Below are 16867 nucleotides of genomic sequence, written 5' to 3'. Positions count from 1 at the left end.
CTCATCACTACAGTAACATAATGTGGGATGATTTCCGTTATCATTTTACGTCGCGTCACCCGGATACGACAACAGGGTTCGTTCCTTGTGGCCCTATACACCTTCATCGCGTCACACAGACCGTATCAATCACCCGAAATACGTCCCGCGACACTAGTCACGAATGCGTCCAAACGTTCTCTTATCAACTGTTCTGTGACGTCATGCACGCCAAAAGCCTTCCAGCCCGGATACACCGTGGGTCGCTCCGAAAGAAACTCGATCAGTGACAGCAAATCCCAAAACGGATCGTAGTCAAAGACTGCCCCGGCATAACGACGATAAGCCGTCAAAAAGGCATTCGCTGTTGGGACATTGAACAGTTGCGCTAGATTGACGCGACAATGCCCGACGTCAATCCCGGCGGGACCGCGGCAGGCGTTTACCCAGTCGACCACGCCACTTACGGGATGCTCAGTCCACAAAACGTTCGCCGGGTGATAATCCCGATGAATAAAGCACTCCCTCGAGACGGGCTGGGGTCCACTCACCATGCGCAGTGCTTCGTCCCACAATTCAGGGACACTAGACCATGTTGGCGTCTTCAGCGATGGAATGTCCGCATATGTAAAATACGCCCACGGGTAATCGTCCGCCCCCACCGCATGAATTTGTGCAAGTGACTGTGCCAGTCTATCCACCCAGATGTTCATATCACGTGGCCGGAGCACAACCGCTCCCTCCAGTCTCGTCATGAGCACCGAAGGAACGCCACAGTCCTCTCCAGTTTCATCGAACGCGACGAGTGTCGGCGTAGGGACGTCGATTGTCGCTGCCCGCCGGAGACTCCCTGCTTCATGGCGGGCCAAATCCGGTTCTTCCGATCGCCACTCCACATTGTCGAACTGACGTAGGACGAATTGTAGTGGCGCGTTGCTGAGCCGGATCGAAAGACCGTAGACGGAAGAGGACGTACTACCATCAAGCAACCGAACCGATTCAATGACGGCCATGGGGTCTACACACTGAACGACCCACTTGAGAACACGATCCGGCAGTGCATGTTCCTCCACAGGCATCTCACTTCCCTTTCTTCTCGGCTACCACTTACCCATTGCATATAAATCGCCCCTGCGGTTAGCTACTCTATAACAATATTCTGTAAAAACAAACCGTGACCTCCTTGACACAATCTGGCTTTTGGCGTACGTTCTCTGAAATCCCGTCAGTACACAATTTTGAATTGAATTCCATTAATTAGGCAACATACTTTGAACAAAATGTTTGATGGGTGTGTGTTTATGAGTTTCATCGGAAAACTGAAGTACCGAAAACCATACCGCAATGGTCAGAATCGATTAAGTCCTCAAGAAGCGCAGGATGGAACCCCCTCGAAGAAGCTAACGAAAGCAAGTTCACCAACAATCTAGAGAAGAACTTAGATATTTTTGAGGGCATCTTGGGCGGCAACGCGGATTTTCTTGTTCGGAGATTTGAAATTCAAATCCGAAAGAGAAAAATAAACTGCGGTTTGATATATATCGACGGAACGACCTCCAAGACTGACCTCAATGACGTATTGCACGCTTTGATGCTAGATAGCGACATAAGCGACCGCACACGGAACTCCGTCGAGGAAGTTGTCATCCAACAATGTCTTCCCTATGTGGACGTTGACATCAAATACTCAGTGATGGGTGCGGCGAACTGGCTTTTATCAGGCAACTCACTGTTGTTCCTCGATGGACTTGAAAAAGCGATTGGACTGAGTACGCAAGCCTTCAAGGAACGATCTATTTCGCAGCCACAGACGGAACAAGTCATTCAAGGGTCCAGAGAGGGATTCATCGAATCAATTGGCACGAATATCTCTCTGATTCGCAAACGCCTGCGATCGAGCAATACGCACGTCGAGTTGATGCAACTAGGCGAACAAACCGCCACCGATGTCGTGTACTGCTACATTAAAGGCATCGCAAACGAAGACCTTGTGCTTGAAGTCAGGAACCGTCTTCAAAAGATTGACACCGATACAATCTACGGCGCCGGTTATCTTGAGCAATTTATCGAGGACAATCACTATTCGCCGTTCCCCCAAATCCAAAACACTGAGCGGCCTGATAAGGCTGTCGCGGCCATGCTTGAGGGCCGAGTTGTCATTCTTGTCGACGGCACCCCGTTTGCACTCATTGTTCCCGCTGTGTTTTCACAGTTTTACCAGACGACGGAGGATTACGACACCCGCTTTCTCATGGCGAGTATGATTCGGGGAATTCGTTTGGTCGCGCTCATTTTTTCACTTATATTCCCATCACTATATGTTTCTTTGATTTCCTTTAACCCGGAAATGATCCCGACTAAATTCGCCGTTGCGGTAGCGGGTGGTCGAGCTGGTGTGCCCTTCCCCGCCATTGCAGAGATATTCGGTTTGGAACTGATTATGGAAATCTTACGCGAAGCTACGATTCGCTTACCTCAGCAGATTGGTGGTGCCCTGTCCATTGTCGGCGTGCTGGTCATCGGACAAGCGGCCGTTCAAGCTGGATTCGTCAGTCCGATCACGGTGGTCATCGTTGCGCTGACGACCATTGGGTCTTTTGCGACACCCGCATACAACGCTGCCGTTGCGCTCAGAATGCTTCGCTTTCCGCTGATGATCCTCGCGGGCATGTTTGGTTTATATGGGGTCATGGTTGGGTTAATTTTGATAGCCAACCATTTGAATTCCCTTGAATCATTCGGTGTGCCTTATTTGAGTCCCGTCGTTCCAGGGGACAAATACGGGCTGCGCGATACAATCGTACGGATGCCCGTTTGGTCAATGAAAAAGAGACCTAAACACTTGCGGACTAACAATCCCAATCGTGTGCGTGCTGGGGATGTGGCCACTGATCCAAAAGGCCGGCCTCTGACGGCGGCAGTTGGTACCCAAACAGCGAAACGAACAGAGCGAACAAAGAAAATTAGACATTGAGGGGTCTCCTATGCAGAAACCAAAGTCGGTCACCGCAGTTCAACTGACGATGAGCATCGGAACATCCATTATCGGAGTTGGAATTCTCGCGTTTCCACGAATTACGGTCGAGTACGTTCGAACCGGTGCACCGTTTGCAGCTGCTTTTGCCATGCTGCTCATGATGTGTGGTGGAATTGTCGTGGCATATCTAGGCAAACAATACCCGAACCAGACAATTTTTGAGTACGCAGACGGACTCGTAGGAAAATGGCTGGGGAAACTGATGACCGTTGTCATCGGTTGTTATTTCTTGGAGTTAGCGGCCCTCGCTTCCCGGGAATTCGGTGAAGTGGTTGTCACATCAGTCCTGCAGAGGACACCCATTTCCGTGACGGTTTTCGTGATGATTCTGCTTGCCACGATTGCCTGCCGTAGTGACGTTGCGGTATTCTCAAGAATCCTCACGTTTTATATGCCATTCGTTTATTTTCCCGCATTAATCATCGTCGTACTCAGCTTGAAAAGTGCCCAATTAACGAATCTGATGCCGATCTTAGGCCTCTTTCACGGCCAACCACTCAGCAATATTACCGAGTCCATCATGGTCGTCGCCTCACTGTTCACAAATTATCTCATTGTCGGCCTGCTCGTTCCCTTCATGTACAGGCCAGGAAAGGCCATCAAAAGTACGTTAGTGGGCATGGGGATCGCCGGAATGCTGTACATCATCCTCATGTTCGCCACGCTGTCGGTATTCGGGATTGAAGAAATGAACAATCTCCTGTGGCCAACCCTAGAACTGGCGAAAACAGCGGCACTGCCAACGTTTTTTGTAGAGCGTTTAGACCCTGTCTTCCTAGCGGTCTGGGTGACAGCCGTTTTTAGTGCCATTTTTGCGGCTTACTACCTTGCCATTCAAGCATTTGGTCATTTGTTTGAACTGAAAAGCCACCGCAGCCTGAGTCTTCTTGCCATGCCGGTCATTCTCGCTTTAGCCAAACAGCCCGCAGACATTGTAATGCTGTACCAAGTTGTCCAACAGGTGGGGATCATTGGCCTGTGTCTAACACTTGGCTATCCACTTATTTTGCTTATTGTTCATGTCAGTAAAACAGCAAGGGTGAAATCGTAACATGAAGGTAAAGAAATGGTTAACAACCGTCGGTATTTTCTTCGTTACCTTCCCGATGCTTACAGGTTGCTGGGATAAACTGGAGATCGAAGATCGTGGTACGATCCTGGGACTCGCTATCGATCCAATAGAGGACGGCAGCGGACAAGGAATCACTGGACCGAATGCGCGAAGTGATTTAAGCGGCTACCGACTGACGGCACAGGTAGCGATTCCGGGTCGAATCCCCTTGGGGCCCGGTGAGGGAAGCACGGGGGGCGGCGGTACGCAGAGACCCGTGTGGGTCGTTAGCTCGACAGGAAAGACAATCGACGACGCCGTCAATAATATGCAGCAGGAGCTTGCTGACAAGCTGTTTTTAGGTCACTTGCGCGTTATCATCGTTAACCAGAAGCTAGCTCGGTCAGTTGGGATCCATGACATTCAAGATTTCTTCCGCAGAAATGCCGAGATTCGCAGGCTGGCCTGGATGGTCGTCTCTGTCGGCGACGCCAATGAAGCGATGGAGGTTGCACCAAAACTAGAGCGCGTACCCACACTGTATCTGGTGGGAACCATGGACCATTCGGTACAGTTAGGCAAGTTACCGGATGTGTATCTTGGGAACTTTTGGTCTACATTGTCATCAAAAGGGCAGGAGCCTGTACTTCCGTTAATGCAAGTCTCCCAAGACAAGGTTGTTTCTGAAGGGCTGGCGGTCTTCCGGTCCGAGCGAATGGTCGGCACGCTGAGCCCTCTTGAAACGGCAGCATACATGGAGATTAAAAACCAACGAAGAGCTGGCTACGGGGTTGCCGTCCCAATGCCGGGTGACCCTCAACACAGCGTCATCGCCAAGGGAACCAACCGTCAGTCGGTCATCAAGATGCGCATGGAAAACGGAAAACCAACGTTCGATATTTACACCTTTATCGAAGCGAACATCGAAGAGAAAACCGGCCGAAAACCTCTGGATTCAGTCATGTCTCAAGTCGGAAGAGAAATGGAGAGGACGCTGACAGATGACCAACAGGCCGTCATTACAAAAATGCAAAAGTTGCACGCGGACGTGTTTGGTTTTGGAGAGTATATCCGGGGTCGGAGTCCGAGTTATTGGACTGATATACTGGGTGAATCTCGACAAAAATGGGACCAAGAGTTTGCGACGACACCCATTCATGTGCATGTAAAAGTGTACATGCGCCGCGCCGGGATGTCCGCACACTAGCTTAACCAAACGAGGATTTGAAAAGCGACGAGCACCGCTAGACCACCAATACAAAATACGAAAGCCGTGATTCGAACGAGCGTGGCCTCACGTCTGAATTGCGGCTCGTCTCTTAGTGACCTGTAGTCTATAAAGTAAGCCATGATTCCTGTAAGAACAAACATGGTGACGTTCATGCGAGCGTGACTAAAAATGAGTAACTGAAAGGCAAGATCCATAGGTACCCCTTTTTCTGAAGTATGATAGCACGATGTTTACTATCCCCATTTTTCCAGGGGATTATCAGGTAACCGAGGAATTACGCGGCCGCTACGTGGCGTTGCCAAGCACTCTTTGTACATAGAATATGAATGGTGTGCTTTGCCCCGGGGAAATCTGGAGTGAATAACAGTGTAGTTCGACATGGAGGAATTCTCTTTGGGGACCGGTATGAAAGCCAGACAAATTCAGAGGGAGAAATCGAGCTTTCTTGAACGAACGGGGATCGTGTGGAAAACTACTCTCGGCTCCGTGATAGCCTGGGAAGCGGCTCGACTTCTAGGGTCAAAGCACCCGTACCTCGCACCACTGACGCTTATCCTCTGTATCCAGACGACAATCGGGCAATCGCTGCGGTTCTCCCTCTATCGGTGTGTCGGAACAGTCATCGGCGTTCTCCTGATTGGCTTTTTCGCCAAGGGTATCCCTGTTACGGCGTGGGCACTGGGAATCGCCCTCTTCATCAGCACTTCACTGATGAAACTTCTTCGCATGAACGATACCATCATCCACCAGGTGGCGCTCAGCATTTTGTTTGTCCTGTACTTTGAGAGCCACTCAGCGGGTTACGCGTGGGATCGTGCCAGGGACACGCTCATCGGGAGCCTCGTTGCCGTCGTGTTTGTGACGGTGTTCTTTCCAACAAACGAGACGAGGAAGAGCGAACAATCAATGCGTCGTTTTGTTCAGGATTTTGCACAGGTCGTCGACCAGACTGGCCAGGCCGTGCACGACAACGATTTCCAGTTTCTCAATGTGACATTGAAACAGCGCCTCATAGACCTCTTCAATCAACTGCAAAAGATGAACCAGTCGCTGACGCAAGCGAAACAGAGCTTGCGATTTAACCTATACGCTGCACCTTCTGCTACAGAGCGCGTCAGCCAGCAAATGAACGTCTTGCAACAGGCATACATACGGTTCACGTCTCTAGCCGAAACACTGACGACAGATTTTACAAAAGAACAACGAGACAAGTGGAGTCAGTCATTGCGGTCAATTGCAGTGGATCTTCGAGACTGGCCTAACCACAGCCAAACGGTATCGGCACCAAAGACCACACCTAACGTGCAATTACCGCACCTATTCAATGAAGAAGCCGCTACATACGAACTTCAGAGACTCATGGAATATTTACGAGGCAATGTTTCAGTTAACCGTCCTCGTGCAAAAAGTGATTGACCAGTCTGACGGCATGTTCAATCTCTTCGTAACTCGTACACCGACAAATGTTTGACTCTAACCACATTTGTATGGTGCTATCGTCGAGTTTTCCACGTTGACTCAGCATGGCGTGCGCGTTCATGATGAACCCAGGTGTACAGTATCCGCATTGAAAAGCGAAACACTCAACAAAAGCCTTTTGAATGGGTATATCCCGCAGACCCTCGATGGTGGTGAGAGATTGCCCAACGCATTCGATAGCGAGCATGAGACAGGACTTATGCGGTATTCCATTCATCAGAATGGTGCAAGCACCACAGTCCCCGTTTTCACATCCTGGCTTGGCCCCGGATAACCCTAAATTGGTGCGGAGTACGTCTAGAAGTGGATCTGCTGGGCGGATGACAACGGATCGTTTTTCACCGTTTACGTCTAGAATCGCTTCCCTCTTCTCCGCCATCGTTGTCAAGTACCTCCCAGTTGCTCAAGGATGTCGTTCAAAGCGGTTCGCAGTACGAACAGACGGTAGTCCCTAGACGCCTCGAAATCGTCTAACACTGCCTCTCTTGGAATCAATCGAAGAGCGTTTTCGATCCGCTGTCGAAAGTCGATGTCTTCACGGTTTAATTCCGCTTCGATCCTTGTTGATCGGAAAGGAAAGGAACATACCCCGCTGAATGCTGTGCGGATTTGGTTGTGTACGCGAATACCTGCGGCTGTCACGATAGGATATCCGACATGTCCCATCTTGCGACGTTTGATGTGGACAAACGGCGCTTTGCGAGCAACATCATTCGTTTCGATTTGCACGACAAATTCCCCAGGGAGAAGTTTGATGGAGCCGCCATCCAGATCCATCACATTGAGCTCCCGAACACCAGTAGGTCCAACGGTACGCAACAGGCTGTCACACAACAGTAAGGGTAGGATGGCTTCACGATAAATGATTTCCCCGCAAATATTTCCACCAAGGGTGATCTTGTTTCGCGCCGTTCTATCCGCTATTTCACTAGCCGTCACCTTCAACAAGGGGAACTCACGCTCGACCAGTGGGTGGTCAGTGACCTCCGAAAGTGTGATAGCTGCCCCCAGGTAGAGTCGTTGACCTACCATGTGAATCACTTGCGTTTGCGGAATGGTTTTGATATCAATGACCGCGTTCGTCTGGATTTGGCCAAGGCGTGCCAGCGTAATAATCTCGGTTCCTCCCGCGTAATAGATCGGTTTCAAACCCGCATCCCGAAATAGGGTGAATTGATCGATCGCTTCACGAAGCGTGCCTGGTCTCACATAGTCGAAATCGAGAGGGATCATGACGGGATGCCTCCTTGGATACGCCACAAGGACTCAAACGTCATCGGCATGTGGTTCACCTGTGATCCCATCGCGATCGACAATGCACTGGCCAGTGCCGCAGGCATTCCAATGAGCCCGTGTTCCCCGAGCCCCCGGAGTCCCCACGGTGCAGTCAAATGTGGCGTCTCCAAGAAATAGACTTCGTACAGCGGGTGGTCGCCGTAACGATGAACTGGATAGACGCGAAGTTGCGCGTTGGTTATGACCCCTTCCGAGTTGTATACATACCCTTCGCGACTGGCGAGACTTAAGCCCATATTCATGGCACCCTTGACTTGCCCTAGGGCAAGATCAGGATGAATGACCTTGCCGCAGTCGACCACGGTGATGGCGCGAAGAACACGGTAGGTGAAGGTCTTTGGTTCATACGCCACTTCAACACCTTGTGCTGCCACAGTCCATTCGGGACCAGGAACACCTTTGCCCGTTTCGAAATCGATCGGTGTAACGCCTTGAATCGTGTATGTTCCGCGCCCGACAACCAAGGTCCCAACGACGTGTCCGTCGGGCAATACATAGCCGCGTGATAGCTCCCCAATCGGTATGTGCTCATGCGAGTATGGGCTCCAAGCGTGCCCGTCACGAATTTGCACTTCATCTGGATCACAACGAAGCACGATCCCGGCCGTCCGTGCGAGCTGGACCACCGCATCCTGTGCAGCACGGACTACCGCATTCCCGGCAAGTAAACTACCTCGACTGGCCACCGTCTTCCAATGCTCCGGATGGGACATGGTGTCCACGTCGAAAACGACCTCAACATGCTTAGAACTCATGCGAAACACTTCGGCTACCATTTGCGTCAGAGCCGTCTTCGTTCCCTGCCCGATCTCGACAACACCAGATACGACAGTAACCGTGCTATCACGATTTACATACACAATCGCTCCGGAACTGGCATTCGGTGGCGTACTTGACGTCTTCCAAACGCAAGCAATCCCCTTCGCCACTACCGTTGAACCGTTTCGAGTAGCCGTGGGGCCCGTCCAGCCGAGTGCGCTTTTCAACCGCTCCAGGCAACCGGGGACATCCCCCACAGAACTCCGCGTCAACTTTGCTTGAGTCGGGGTGGTATCACCAGGGCGAACGGCGTTTTGTCGGCGGAGTTCAAGCGGATCGCGTCCCATTTTCAACGCCAGGGCATCCATCGCCCGTTCGATGACGAATGCCTGCTCCGGATGGCCGAACCCTCGATAGGAGGTGGTCGGCGGGTGATTTGTATACATGCAGTACGCGTCGCAGTGTACATTGTCGATCCGGTACGGCCCCGTACAATCCTGAGCCGCCGCACGCGTCACAATGACTCCCCTGTCTGAGTAGCCGCCACCATCAAACCAGTACGTGATCTCGGCCGCGACGAGACAACCATCGCGTTTCGCTCCGAGCTTGATGGTCGCCTCCAGCCCAATATGACAAGGGACCGTGTACATATCCTGCTCACGCGTGCAGCGCAACTGAACTTTCCGCCCTCCCACCGCTTTCGATGCCGCCACAGCCAATGGTTCGATGAAGATACTCGACTTCCCGCCAAATCCCCCACCGACAAACGGTGTGTGCACACCTATGTCCGACTCCCTGTACCCAAATGTTTCACTGACCGTCTCGGGGACGGAGTATGGGGATTGCGACGCCGTCGTCAGGTGAACTTGCCCGTCGGGACGGATCTCGCACGTCGTGCAGTGCGTTTCCATGGCAGCGTGGTGAGCTTGGGGAAACGAGACGTCACACTCGACCACCACATCACACAGTTCCCAGGCAGCACGGGGATTCCCTTTGCGAATGCGGATGCGGGTCGCAATATTCGTGCCGAGTACGGGCCTAGCTTCTTCTTCGTTCCATTTGTACTCGCCAAGATTGGGATGAATGAGTGGAGCATCCGCAGCAAATGCCCTTTTGGGAGACTGAATGATTGGGAGCGGATCGAACTCGAATTCAACGAGTGAAGCGGCAAACTGAGCTTGGTACAGCTCATCAGCTACGACAATGGCGATTGGTTCTCCCGCGTAACGGACCGTATGAATGGCGACCACCGGCCTATCTGCTAACGGGGAACCGGTTAACACAGGACAATCCTGACCTGTCACGACAGCTCTTACTCCCTGTGCAGCGAGGGCTCGCGTCTTATCCACTGAGACAATTCGGGCATGGGCATGCGGGCTCGTTACCATCACGGCATACAACGTGTCAGGGGAGTGGAAATCATCCGTATATCGGGCTTCCCCAGTCACTTTCGCGATCGCGTCCTTACGAGGAACACTCCGGCCAACGGATTTCGTATATGACATGAAACGACCTCCCATGTGCCATCCCGTATCCGCGTGGCGATATACCACTTATATCTATGTTTTGAAAGAATTGTCCTATGTGTTATTGTAAAAATCGTTCTCACGGTCCCTGCCAAATTGGTGGCGAAACGAACAGCAGTGCATCGTCATGCACAAAACGTGAATGGTGTGCCCCAACAATCTTCGTCTACTTCCTACTATGTGACGTTTGAGTTTGAGAGTCGGGATCGTATGGAGTTTAAAGTTCATGGAAACGACTATGGACTTCTCGCTGAAGGTGACTCGGGCAAATTGACATTTCAGGGGACCCAGTTTAAAGGCTTTGACCGGACGCGATAAGGAAGCAGGGATTACCGATTGAAACGCAGAGGGCGTTTCACATTTCATTCTTATTGTTAGCGGATGCTGACCGCACACACCTTTAGCTTGTTTCGGCAATGGCCGGTAGCTGGGCGTAGGAACCGCTCGGTGACCGACGCCTAACTGGGACTGGCCGGGTATCGGGTAGCTGCCGCGGGAGCATTGAGATTGGGCCGACGTGCGGAAGAAAATGTCCGTATGAACGGACTTTTTTTCCCTAGATCGCAATATCTTGACTCTTCATGAGTAAACAAGAGAATGGGGTTCCTTTGTTGGTACAGTGACTACCGTCGGATTTCTAAATTAACTGGATAGAGGTACCGGGTTCCCTTCATGCTTCTAGGGTCATCGAGCTCTTCGTTTAAGGGACTAACAGTTACCTCTTTCAAACGACGCCTGGTCCCAACGTCTTATCTCTTCAAAACTCGCAGGAGACCAAAAAAGCGGCAACTTGTCTATCAAACAAGTTGCCGCATCACTGTTATTCTTGCCCTTACTCAAATACAGCACCCATCTGTTCAAACACTTCTTTCCGGGATGTCGACAATCGAACCATGTAGATAATCCCGAGGACAATCCACCCACCGACGACATACGGTATATAGATCATCGGTGCTGTGCCACCACCGGCCGGAAGGGTTGACATAATGACTCCCTTCAAAGGCATGTACAATAGGGCTGTTGCAATAAGTGGCATGACAAAGTGTTTAAACCAGTGGAACTCGCCAATTTTCCGATAGTAGAAGAACAGGCTTACATTGATGACGACGTAGATAATGACAATTGCCAGGCCAAGTACGGTTTCTGTCCAACCGTAAACCGCCATCGGCCTCCACGAATATCCGAGAACAAGCGTGATAACGAGCGCGAATACCATGTACAGGATGGATGCATTCACAGGCACTTGGCGGCTGTCGGATACTTTTCCAAGGAAACTTGGAAATACTCGCTCTCTGCCCATTGCATAAATAATCCGTGTGACAGCATTAAAACCTGAAAGCAGGTTGGCAAAAATCGAATTTAAGATGACGAGCATGACAATGGCTGCAGCGCCTTTTCCCCAAAAGGTCGTGAACAGTGGGTCCCACGGATTGTTGCCTTTCGCAATGCTCGCTACGACTGACGAAACATGGCTTGGACCATAACCGACCACGGCTGTAAAAGCGCCCAACAGGAAGAACAGACCGATTCCAATAACAGAGAAAATGAGTGCTTTCGGAATGTTTCTTGTTGCGTCTTTCGTCTCCTCGCCCAACGTTGCAGCACTTTCGAAGCCCACGAACATGAGAATAGCCCAGAGGATAGCCGTTCCAATCCCGTTCCAATCGCCAGGTTTCAAGGTGTTGCTCGGGTTAAATGCAGCTAACGTCACACCTTCTGAACCACCGTGGCCTAATACCGTGATGAAAAAAACGACCATGACGACCACTTCGATAATCAACATGACCAAGGCGACGTGAATCGATTGCGTGACAACCCATACAACTCAAAATGAGGACGATAGCACCTACAATGATGGAGAAAATGCCCCACGAGATATTGATGTGAAAGTATGTACTGAAGAAGAGATGTAGAAAATACCCAATTGCAGATAACAACATTGGTGCGAGCATGGCGTATCCACCGACGAGAAGCCAACCGGTGAGAAATCCCGGCTTCGCGCCTAAACCGTTGACAGAGAACGTATACGCAAATCCTGAGCTCGGCAATTTTTTGGCGAATTGTGCGATGACATACGCCACGAACAGCATGGCAACCATGGCCACCAAAAACGCAAATCCAAACGCATTCCCCGCGTTTTGTACACCCATACCAGTGTTGAAGTAAATGGATGTCGCGGGGCCCATGAAGGCGCACGTCGCTGCGACGGCGCCTACGAGCGTGATCGCACCCTTTTTGAGTCCACTCATTGACGAGGCCCCCTCTGAATCACTCGACCGTTCTGGTCGTGATAGCCCAAAACAACGGGCTTGCCTTCGTGGATCCCTTCGACGACGGCCACTTGCCCGCGGGTGACGAAGATCTGCGGCCGGAATCCGAAAATGACCGTTTGACCTTCCTCCACTTGCCCGTCCACGTAACCGTAATAGTCAATTCCGTCGTCCGGGATAAGCTCCACGTCTCGTTCTGCCAGGTCTTTGCCAACACGTGCCTTGAGACCGTATTGACCACGGACTTTGTCCACATAAAGGCCACCGCCAAAGACGTGTCCCCGACCATTGTGAATGTGGGAAATCTCCGACAGGTACAACACGGCCGGCAATTCTTGCACGTCTTGCACTGTGGCGAGCGGCGTCGTGCCGGTAAACCCGTTACCTGGCTCCACATGCGTTGCGCCCATACTAGCCATCAACTCGAACACATCGGAAGAAGTCGTGCCCGGAGCATTGACCTGTTTCACGACAATGCCCATCCGCCGCAACTTCTCCACTGCCAATTGAATGACCTCAAAGTTGTGGGTCGGGCGGACCGTGCCAGCGGACTCGTTAAACAGCATAGCGGGGAAACTTGTCACGCCGACAATCTCCACGTTCGGCAGCTTCTGAATTTCGCGGACAGACGATTCGAGTGTGTCGACGTGGAACCCGCCTTCGTGCCCTGGATAGAACGTGCATGTATCGTCGTAGACACGGAGCAGGATCGGTTGGACGACATTCAACCGCTTTGCCGCATCACTCACCTGACGGGCCTTGTGAACTGAGAAAACGGTGAATACTTCCGGATTCATGGCAAGCAAATCATCTGCTGCACCTTTGGGCGGCTGGACGAGGTGCCCTACATGCCCGATTTTGTAACCCTGTTCGTGCATCAGTCTCGCGCCCATCCAGTCGACGGCCACAAACGATTCGATGCCTGCATCGACGATAGCTTGATGCAAGATCGGGTTGTATCCCATCTGTTTTGTCATTCCGTAGACGTTCAAGTGAAACTTGTCTGCGTTCTCCTTGAGGATTTTTGCGTTTTCACGGAATGCGTCGAGATCGAACACGAAAGTGTTGGCTTCAAGTGCCCCCTCTTCGTGCAGAGAAACAACCGCCTCAACAAATTTACGGTTTCTGTCAACCAGTGATTTCAAAAACATGTTGTATCACTCCTTATTCGGTTTAGACCGCGGACTGGGTCAACTGTTGAACGACCAAGTCGAGCCCGATGATCGATCCGCCCCACAGCGCCACCTTGTCATGCAGCGCGGACTTTTCAAGCTTGGGCGGGAACGGCAAGTGCCTCTTCAAATAGGTGTTCAACTGCTCCTCGATCAAATCAAATGAGTAGGCTCCGCCGCCGCCAATGACGATCATCTCGGGATTGAGAACAGATGCCAGTGACACGACACCGACGCCCAGATACTTCGCCCACTGATCAAACACCTGCTTTGCCTGTGGAGACCCGTTCCTCGCCTCGTTTGCCACAATGGCTGGATCGGTCACGTTCTGTCCGGTGATCTCGTTCCAGTAGCGGCACAGATGCTTGGTCGCAGCAAAACTTTCGAGTGCCCCATTGGCACCGTAGGATTCCGCCAACTTGTCTGTATCCGGCACGATGAACGCCAATTCCCCACCTGCACCTTTGAACCCGCGCACCAGTTGGCCGTCGACCAGAATACCTGCGCCGAGTCCGGTACTAACGGCAAAAAAGACGACATTTTGGAGCCCTGCGGCAACACCATTGTGTGTTTCTCCGAGCACAGCCAGATTCACGTCGTTTTCCACGGCAACCGGAACGCCAAAACGCTGTTCTAAAATCGACTGAAGTGGTACGTCATTCCAATCCGGCAAATTCGCCGCTTCGATCACGATGCCATCCCGCACGAACCCCGGTGCTCCAATGACAATGCTGGTATTCGGGACGTTTGGCAGCATCAGCTCGTCCACAATGGACGCGATCTCATCCAGTACAGCTGTTCGCGTTGTCGTGTTCGTCTGCATGGACGTCGCGTCCATCAACTGCCGTTTGAAATTGAATCGACCGGCTTTGATGTTCGTACCGCCCACATCCAAACAAATAATCTGAGCAGCATCCTCGGCGACCGATAAGACTTGTGCGGGTCTGCCACGAGGTGTCGATGGACTGGGCCGCTCTGTGACGACCCCGTCTTGGATTAACCCACTAACCACATCCAGGATTGTCGGCATACTCAATCCGAGCCGTCGGGCCAGCTCTGGTCGCGAAAGTTCACCATGAGTGAGTAGCTCTTTCAGCACACCCTGGGCATTCAATGTTCGTAAAAGCGATGGATGTCCACGTGTGATTGACATATTTAAGTAACCTTCTTAATTAATTGTTTGAGTAGAGTGTATACTTTAAACAAACAGGCGTCAAGCGCTTTCACCAAGGTGCGCTGGAAACGCTGACAGACCATCAACTAATGTGATAAAGTCGAGACACAGCCAATCATATCTCTTTAACACGGTAGGTGCATAACGTGAAACTGCATGAATTTCAAATTGGGGATCGTTTTGTTACACCGACTGTCGTCGTCACGCTGGACGACATTATCAACTTTGCCGGGGCGTATGATCCGCTCTACTTCCACATCGACACAGACAAGGCAAAGAACAGTATCTTCGGTCGAGTTGTGGCGTCCGGACTTCACAGTATTGGATTGTTGAACGCCGAGTGGGTACGCATGGGCATTCTAGAAGAGGACATCCAAGGTGGCGTGGCGGTCGAGGTACAGTTTATGGTTCCCGTCTACCCTGACGATGAAATCCACGGCGAGATCGTGGTCGAGAACAAAAAAGAGAATTCGGATGGTCGAACAGGTCTCCTAACGCTCTCGTTAACGGGCCGTAAGAAAAACGAGCAGATATTCTCCAAGGCTCAATTTAAAATCTTGGTCAATAAATGAAGATAGGACGCGTTCTCTTGCGTGCGTGAAAGCGATTTCAGGATTAGTTATAATGTGTATGAGGAGGGAACACACCGTGGATTTCGACTTATCGAAAGAGCAAAAACGCATCCGCGACGCTGTCAGGGAATTCGCCGAAGAGGAAATCGCACCACTGGCCGCGGAGCTAGACCGGACTGAACGTTTTTCTAGTGAGACTTTTAAAAAAATGGGTAGTCTCGGTTTTCTGGGGATCCCCATTCCCGAAGAATACGGAGGAATAGGAGCTGACATGGTGAGTTACAGTCTCGCTGTTGAGGAAATTGGCCGTGCCTGCGGCGGGACCGGGCTGAGTTATGAAGCACACATTTCGCTGGCGTGCATGCCCATTCTTCACTTCGGCACGGAAGAACAGAAGAAAAAGTACTTGGCTCCACTGGCGCGCGGTGAGGTACTGGGGAGTTTCGGGTTGACCGAGACAGAAGCTGGATCCGATGCCAAGGGCACGCGGACGACGGCTGTTTTGGACAATGACGAATGGGTCATCAACGGGACGAAAATTTTCAACACGAATGGTGGTTTTGCCGGCACCGTGGTGCTCACTGCCCTGACCGATAAAGCATCAACAGGAATCAGTGCTTTCATTGTGCCGACTGATACGCCAGGATTTTCAGTGGGCAAACCGTACGAGAAAATGGGTATGCGAGCGTCCAATACGGTCGAACTCATTCTCGAAAATGTCCGAATTCCCAAAGAAAACCTTCTTGGTCCCCTCCACCGTGGTTTCCGCCAGTTCCTAGCAACACTAGATAATGGCCGCGTAGCGATCTCTGCCCTCGCCGTTGGCATTGCACAAAGTGCCTTCGAGGCCGCGCTTGCGTACGCAAAAGAGCGCAAACAATTCGGCCAGTCAATTTCAAAGTTCCAAGCAATTCAGCATAAGCTCGCCAACATGGCCATGCATATCGATCTCGCCCGCAACGCCTACCTGAAAGCCGCCTGGATGTACGATCACGGCTTGCCATACACAAAAGAAGCCGCCTACTCCAAGCTATTCTCCTCGGAAATGTGCACGAACACGTGTAATGACGCCATTCAAATCCTCGGCGGCAACGGCTATATGCGTGAATATCCATTGGAACGGAATTTGCGGGATGCGAAGCTCATCGAGATCGGTGAAGGTACATCGGAAATTCAACGGATGGTCATCGCACGCCAACTCGGGTGCTAACAACGATAACCTGGATAACGAAGGGCAAGGCCTGCCTGCCAACATTGCGTGGCAGGCCTCATTCATATGACTAATATGGGTACGTCAGATACGGGACTGCTCGTTGCTCTC

16 protein-coding genes are annotated in these 16867 nt (G+C 51.5%); 7 read left to right on the top strand and 9 right to left on the bottom strand.

Features of this window, described 5'->3' with window-relative positions; translation table 11 throughout:
• Positions 1–125 precede the first annotated feature (125 nt).
• Positions 126–1052 carry a phosphotransferase family protein gene (locus NZD86_RS09765; protein WP_268046325.1) on the bottom strand — a complete coding sequence of 309 codons (927 nt, stop codon included), beginning with the start codon at positions 1050–1052 and terminating at the stop codon, positions 126–128.
• Between the two features lie 218 nt (positions 1053–1270).
• On the opposite strand from NZD86_RS09765, the gene NZD86_RS09760 reads away from it, so the two are divergent.
• From NZD86_RS09760 to NZD86_RS09750, 3 genes are read left to right on the top strand one after another with little or no spacing between them, the layout of a single operon-like run.
• Positions 1271–2953, top strand: coding sequence for a spore germination protein (locus NZD86_RS09760; RefSeq protein ID WP_268046324.1), 1683 nt, complete (start codon positions 1271–1273; stop codon positions 2951–2953).
• A gap of 10 nt (positions 2954–2963) precedes the next feature.
• Complete coding sequence (locus NZD86_RS09755; RefSeq protein WP_268046323.1) at positions 2964–4067, top strand: GerAB/ArcD/ProY family transporter; 1104 nt, start codon at positions 2964–2966, stop codon at positions 4065–4067.
• Between the two features lies 1 nt (position 4068).
• Complete coding sequence (locus NZD86_RS09750) at positions 4069–5274, top strand: Ger(x)C family spore germination protein (RefSeq protein ID WP_268046322.1); 1206 nt, start codon at positions 4069–4071, stop codon at positions 5272–5274.
• Here the strand turns inward: NZD86_RS09750 and NZD86_RS09745 are convergent.
• On the bottom strand, positions 5271–5492 hold the full coding sequence (locus NZD86_RS09745) for a hypothetical protein (protein ID WP_268046321.1): 222 nt from the start codon (positions 5490–5492) through the stop codon (positions 5271–5273). The two genes, NZD86_RS09750 and NZD86_RS09745, sit on opposite strands and share 4 nt — an antisense overlap.
• A 211-nt stretch (positions 5493–5703) precedes the next feature.
• On the opposite strand from NZD86_RS09745, the gene NZD86_RS09740 reads away from it, so the two are divergent.
• Positions 5704–6714 carry an FUSC family protein gene (locus NZD86_RS09740; RefSeq protein WP_268046320.1) on the top strand — a complete coding sequence of 337 codons (1011 nt, stop codon included), beginning with the start codon at positions 5704–5706 and terminating at the stop codon, positions 6712–6714.
• Here NZD86_RS09740 and NZD86_RS09735 read toward each other — a convergent pair.
• From NZD86_RS09735 to NZD86_RS09725, 3 genes are read right to left on the bottom strand one after another with little or no spacing between them, the layout of a single operon-like run.
• A complete protein-coding gene (locus tag NZD86_RS09735) occupies positions 6686–7156 on the bottom strand; it encodes a (2Fe-2S)-binding protein (RefSeq protein ID WP_268046319.1) in 471 nt (156 codons plus the stop codon). The genes NZD86_RS09740 and NZD86_RS09735 overlap by 29 nt on opposite strands.
• Before the next feature lie 5 nt (positions 7157–7161).
• Complete coding sequence (locus NZD86_RS09730; RefSeq protein WP_268046318.1) at positions 7162–8010, bottom strand: FAD binding domain-containing protein; 849 nt, start codon at positions 8008–8010, stop codon at positions 7162–7164.
• Entirely contained in the window at positions 8007–10337 is a 2331-nt protein-coding gene (locus NZD86_RS09725) for a xanthine dehydrogenase family protein molybdopterin-binding subunit (RefSeq protein ID WP_268046316.1), read from the bottom strand. The genes NZD86_RS09730 and NZD86_RS09725 overlap by 4 nt, the downstream gene beginning before the upstream one ends.
• Before the next feature lie 15 nt (positions 10338–10352).
• On the opposite strand from NZD86_RS09725, the gene NZD86_RS09720 reads away from it, so the two are divergent.
• A complete protein-coding gene (locus NZD86_RS09720) occupies positions 10353–10676 on the top strand; it encodes a DUF2500 domain-containing protein (RefSeq protein ID WP_326492650.1) in 324 nt (107 codons plus the stop codon).
• Between the two features lie 514 nt (positions 10677–11190).
• On the opposite strand, the gene NZD86_RS09715 is transcribed toward NZD86_RS09720, so the two are convergent.
• Genes NZD86_RS09715 through NZD86_RS09700 form a run of 4 tightly spaced genes read right to left on the bottom strand, consistent with a single transcriptional unit; the run spans position 11191 to position 14953 of the window.
• Positions 11191–12141, bottom strand: a complete 951-nt coding sequence (locus tag NZD86_RS09715) for an APC family permease (RefSeq protein ID WP_268046315.1) — start codon at positions 12139–12141, stop codon at positions 11191–11193.
• The gene (locus NZD86_RS09710; protein ID WP_268046314.1) at positions 12050–12607 is read right to left on the bottom strand and encodes an amino acid permease; all 558 of its coding nucleotides are present in this window, start codon (positions 12605–12607) and stop codon (positions 12050–12052) included. The genes NZD86_RS09715 and NZD86_RS09710 overlap by 92 nt, the downstream gene beginning before the upstream one ends.
• The gene (locus NZD86_RS09705; protein ID WP_268046313.1) at positions 12604–13779 is read right to left on the bottom strand and encodes an alanine racemase; all 1176 of its coding nucleotides are present in this window, start codon (positions 13777–13779) and stop codon (positions 12604–12606) included. Before NZD86_RS09705 ends, NZD86_RS09710 begins: the two co-directional genes overlap by 4 nt.
• Before the next feature lie 22 nt (positions 13780–13801).
• Positions 13802–14953 carry an ROK family transcriptional regulator gene (locus NZD86_RS09700; protein WP_268046312.1) on the bottom strand — a complete coding sequence of 384 codons (1152 nt, stop codon included), beginning with the start codon at positions 14951–14953 and terminating at the stop codon, positions 13802–13804.
• Between the two features lie 167 nt (positions 14954–15120).
• Here NZD86_RS09700 and NZD86_RS09695 point away from each other — a divergent pair, with 167 nt between their 5' ends.
• Both NZD86_RS09695 and NZD86_RS09690 read left to right on the top strand, forming a co-directional pair.
• Positions 15121–15546, top strand: coding sequence for a MaoC/PaaZ C-terminal domain-containing protein (locus NZD86_RS09695; RefSeq protein WP_268046311.1), 426 nt, complete (start codon positions 15121–15123; stop codon positions 15544–15546).
• A gap of 76 nt (positions 15547–15622) precedes the next feature.
• Positions 15623–16756, top strand: a complete 1134-nt coding sequence (locus NZD86_RS09690; RefSeq protein WP_268046310.1) for an acyl-CoA dehydrogenase family protein — start codon at positions 15623–15625, stop codon at positions 16754–16756.
• Positions 16757–16867 lie beyond the last annotated feature (111 nt).

The sequence above is a fragment of the Alicyclobacillus dauci genome, assembly GCF_026651605.1.
Lineage (GTDB): Bacteria > Bacillota > Bacilli > Alicyclobacillales > Alicyclobacillaceae > Alicyclobacillus > Alicyclobacillus dauci.
The sequence above is the reverse complement of the archived record's forward strand: the minus strand, read 5'-3'. Positions and strand labels throughout refer to the sequence as shown.

Bases quoted from the DNA above. Each gene is read 5' to 3' on its own strand.
- NZD86_RS09730 (WP_268046318.1), bottom strand. From the start codon at position 8,010: ATGATCCCTCTCGATTTCGACTATGTGAGACCAGGCACGCTTCGTGAA.
- NZD86_RS09700 (WP_268046312.1), bottom strand. From the start codon at position 14,953: ATGTCAATCACACGTGGACATCCATCGCTTTTACGAACATTGAATGCC.
- NZD86_RS09740 (WP_268046320.1), top strand. From the start codon at position 5,704: ATGAAAGCCAGACAAATTCAGAGGGAGAAATCGAGCTTTCTTGAACGA.
- NZD86_RS09735 (WP_268046319.1), bottom strand. From the start codon at position 7,156: ATGGCGGAGAAGAGGGAAGCGATTCTAGACGTAAACGGTGAAAAACGA.
- NZD86_RS09750 (WP_268046322.1), top strand. From the start codon at position 4,069: ATGAAGGTAAAGAAATGGTTAACAACCGTCGGTATTTTCTTCGTTACC.
- NZD86_RS09755 (WP_268046323.1), top strand. From the start codon at position 2,964: ATGCAGAAACCAAAGTCGGTCACCGCAGTTCAACTGACGATGAGCATC.
- NZD86_RS09725 (WP_268046316.1), bottom strand. From the start codon at position 10,337: ATGTCATATACGAAATCCGTTGGCCGGAGTGTTCCTCGTAAGGACGCG.
- NZD86_RS09710 (WP_268046314.1), bottom strand. From the start codon at position 12,607: ATGAGTGGACTCAAAAAGGGTGCGATCACGCTCGTAGGCGCCGTCGCA.
- NZD86_RS09745 (WP_268046321.1), bottom strand. From the start codon at position 5,492: ATGGATCTTGCCTTTCAGTTACTCATTTTTAGTCACGCTCGCATGAAC.
- NZD86_RS09705 (WP_268046313.1), bottom strand. From the start codon at position 13,779: ATGTTTTTGAAATCACTGGTTGACAGAAACCGTAAATTTGTTGAGGCG.
- NZD86_RS09715 (WP_268046315.1), bottom strand. From the start codon at position 12,141: ATGTTGATTATCGAAGTGGTCGTCATGGTCGTTTTTTTCATCACGGTA.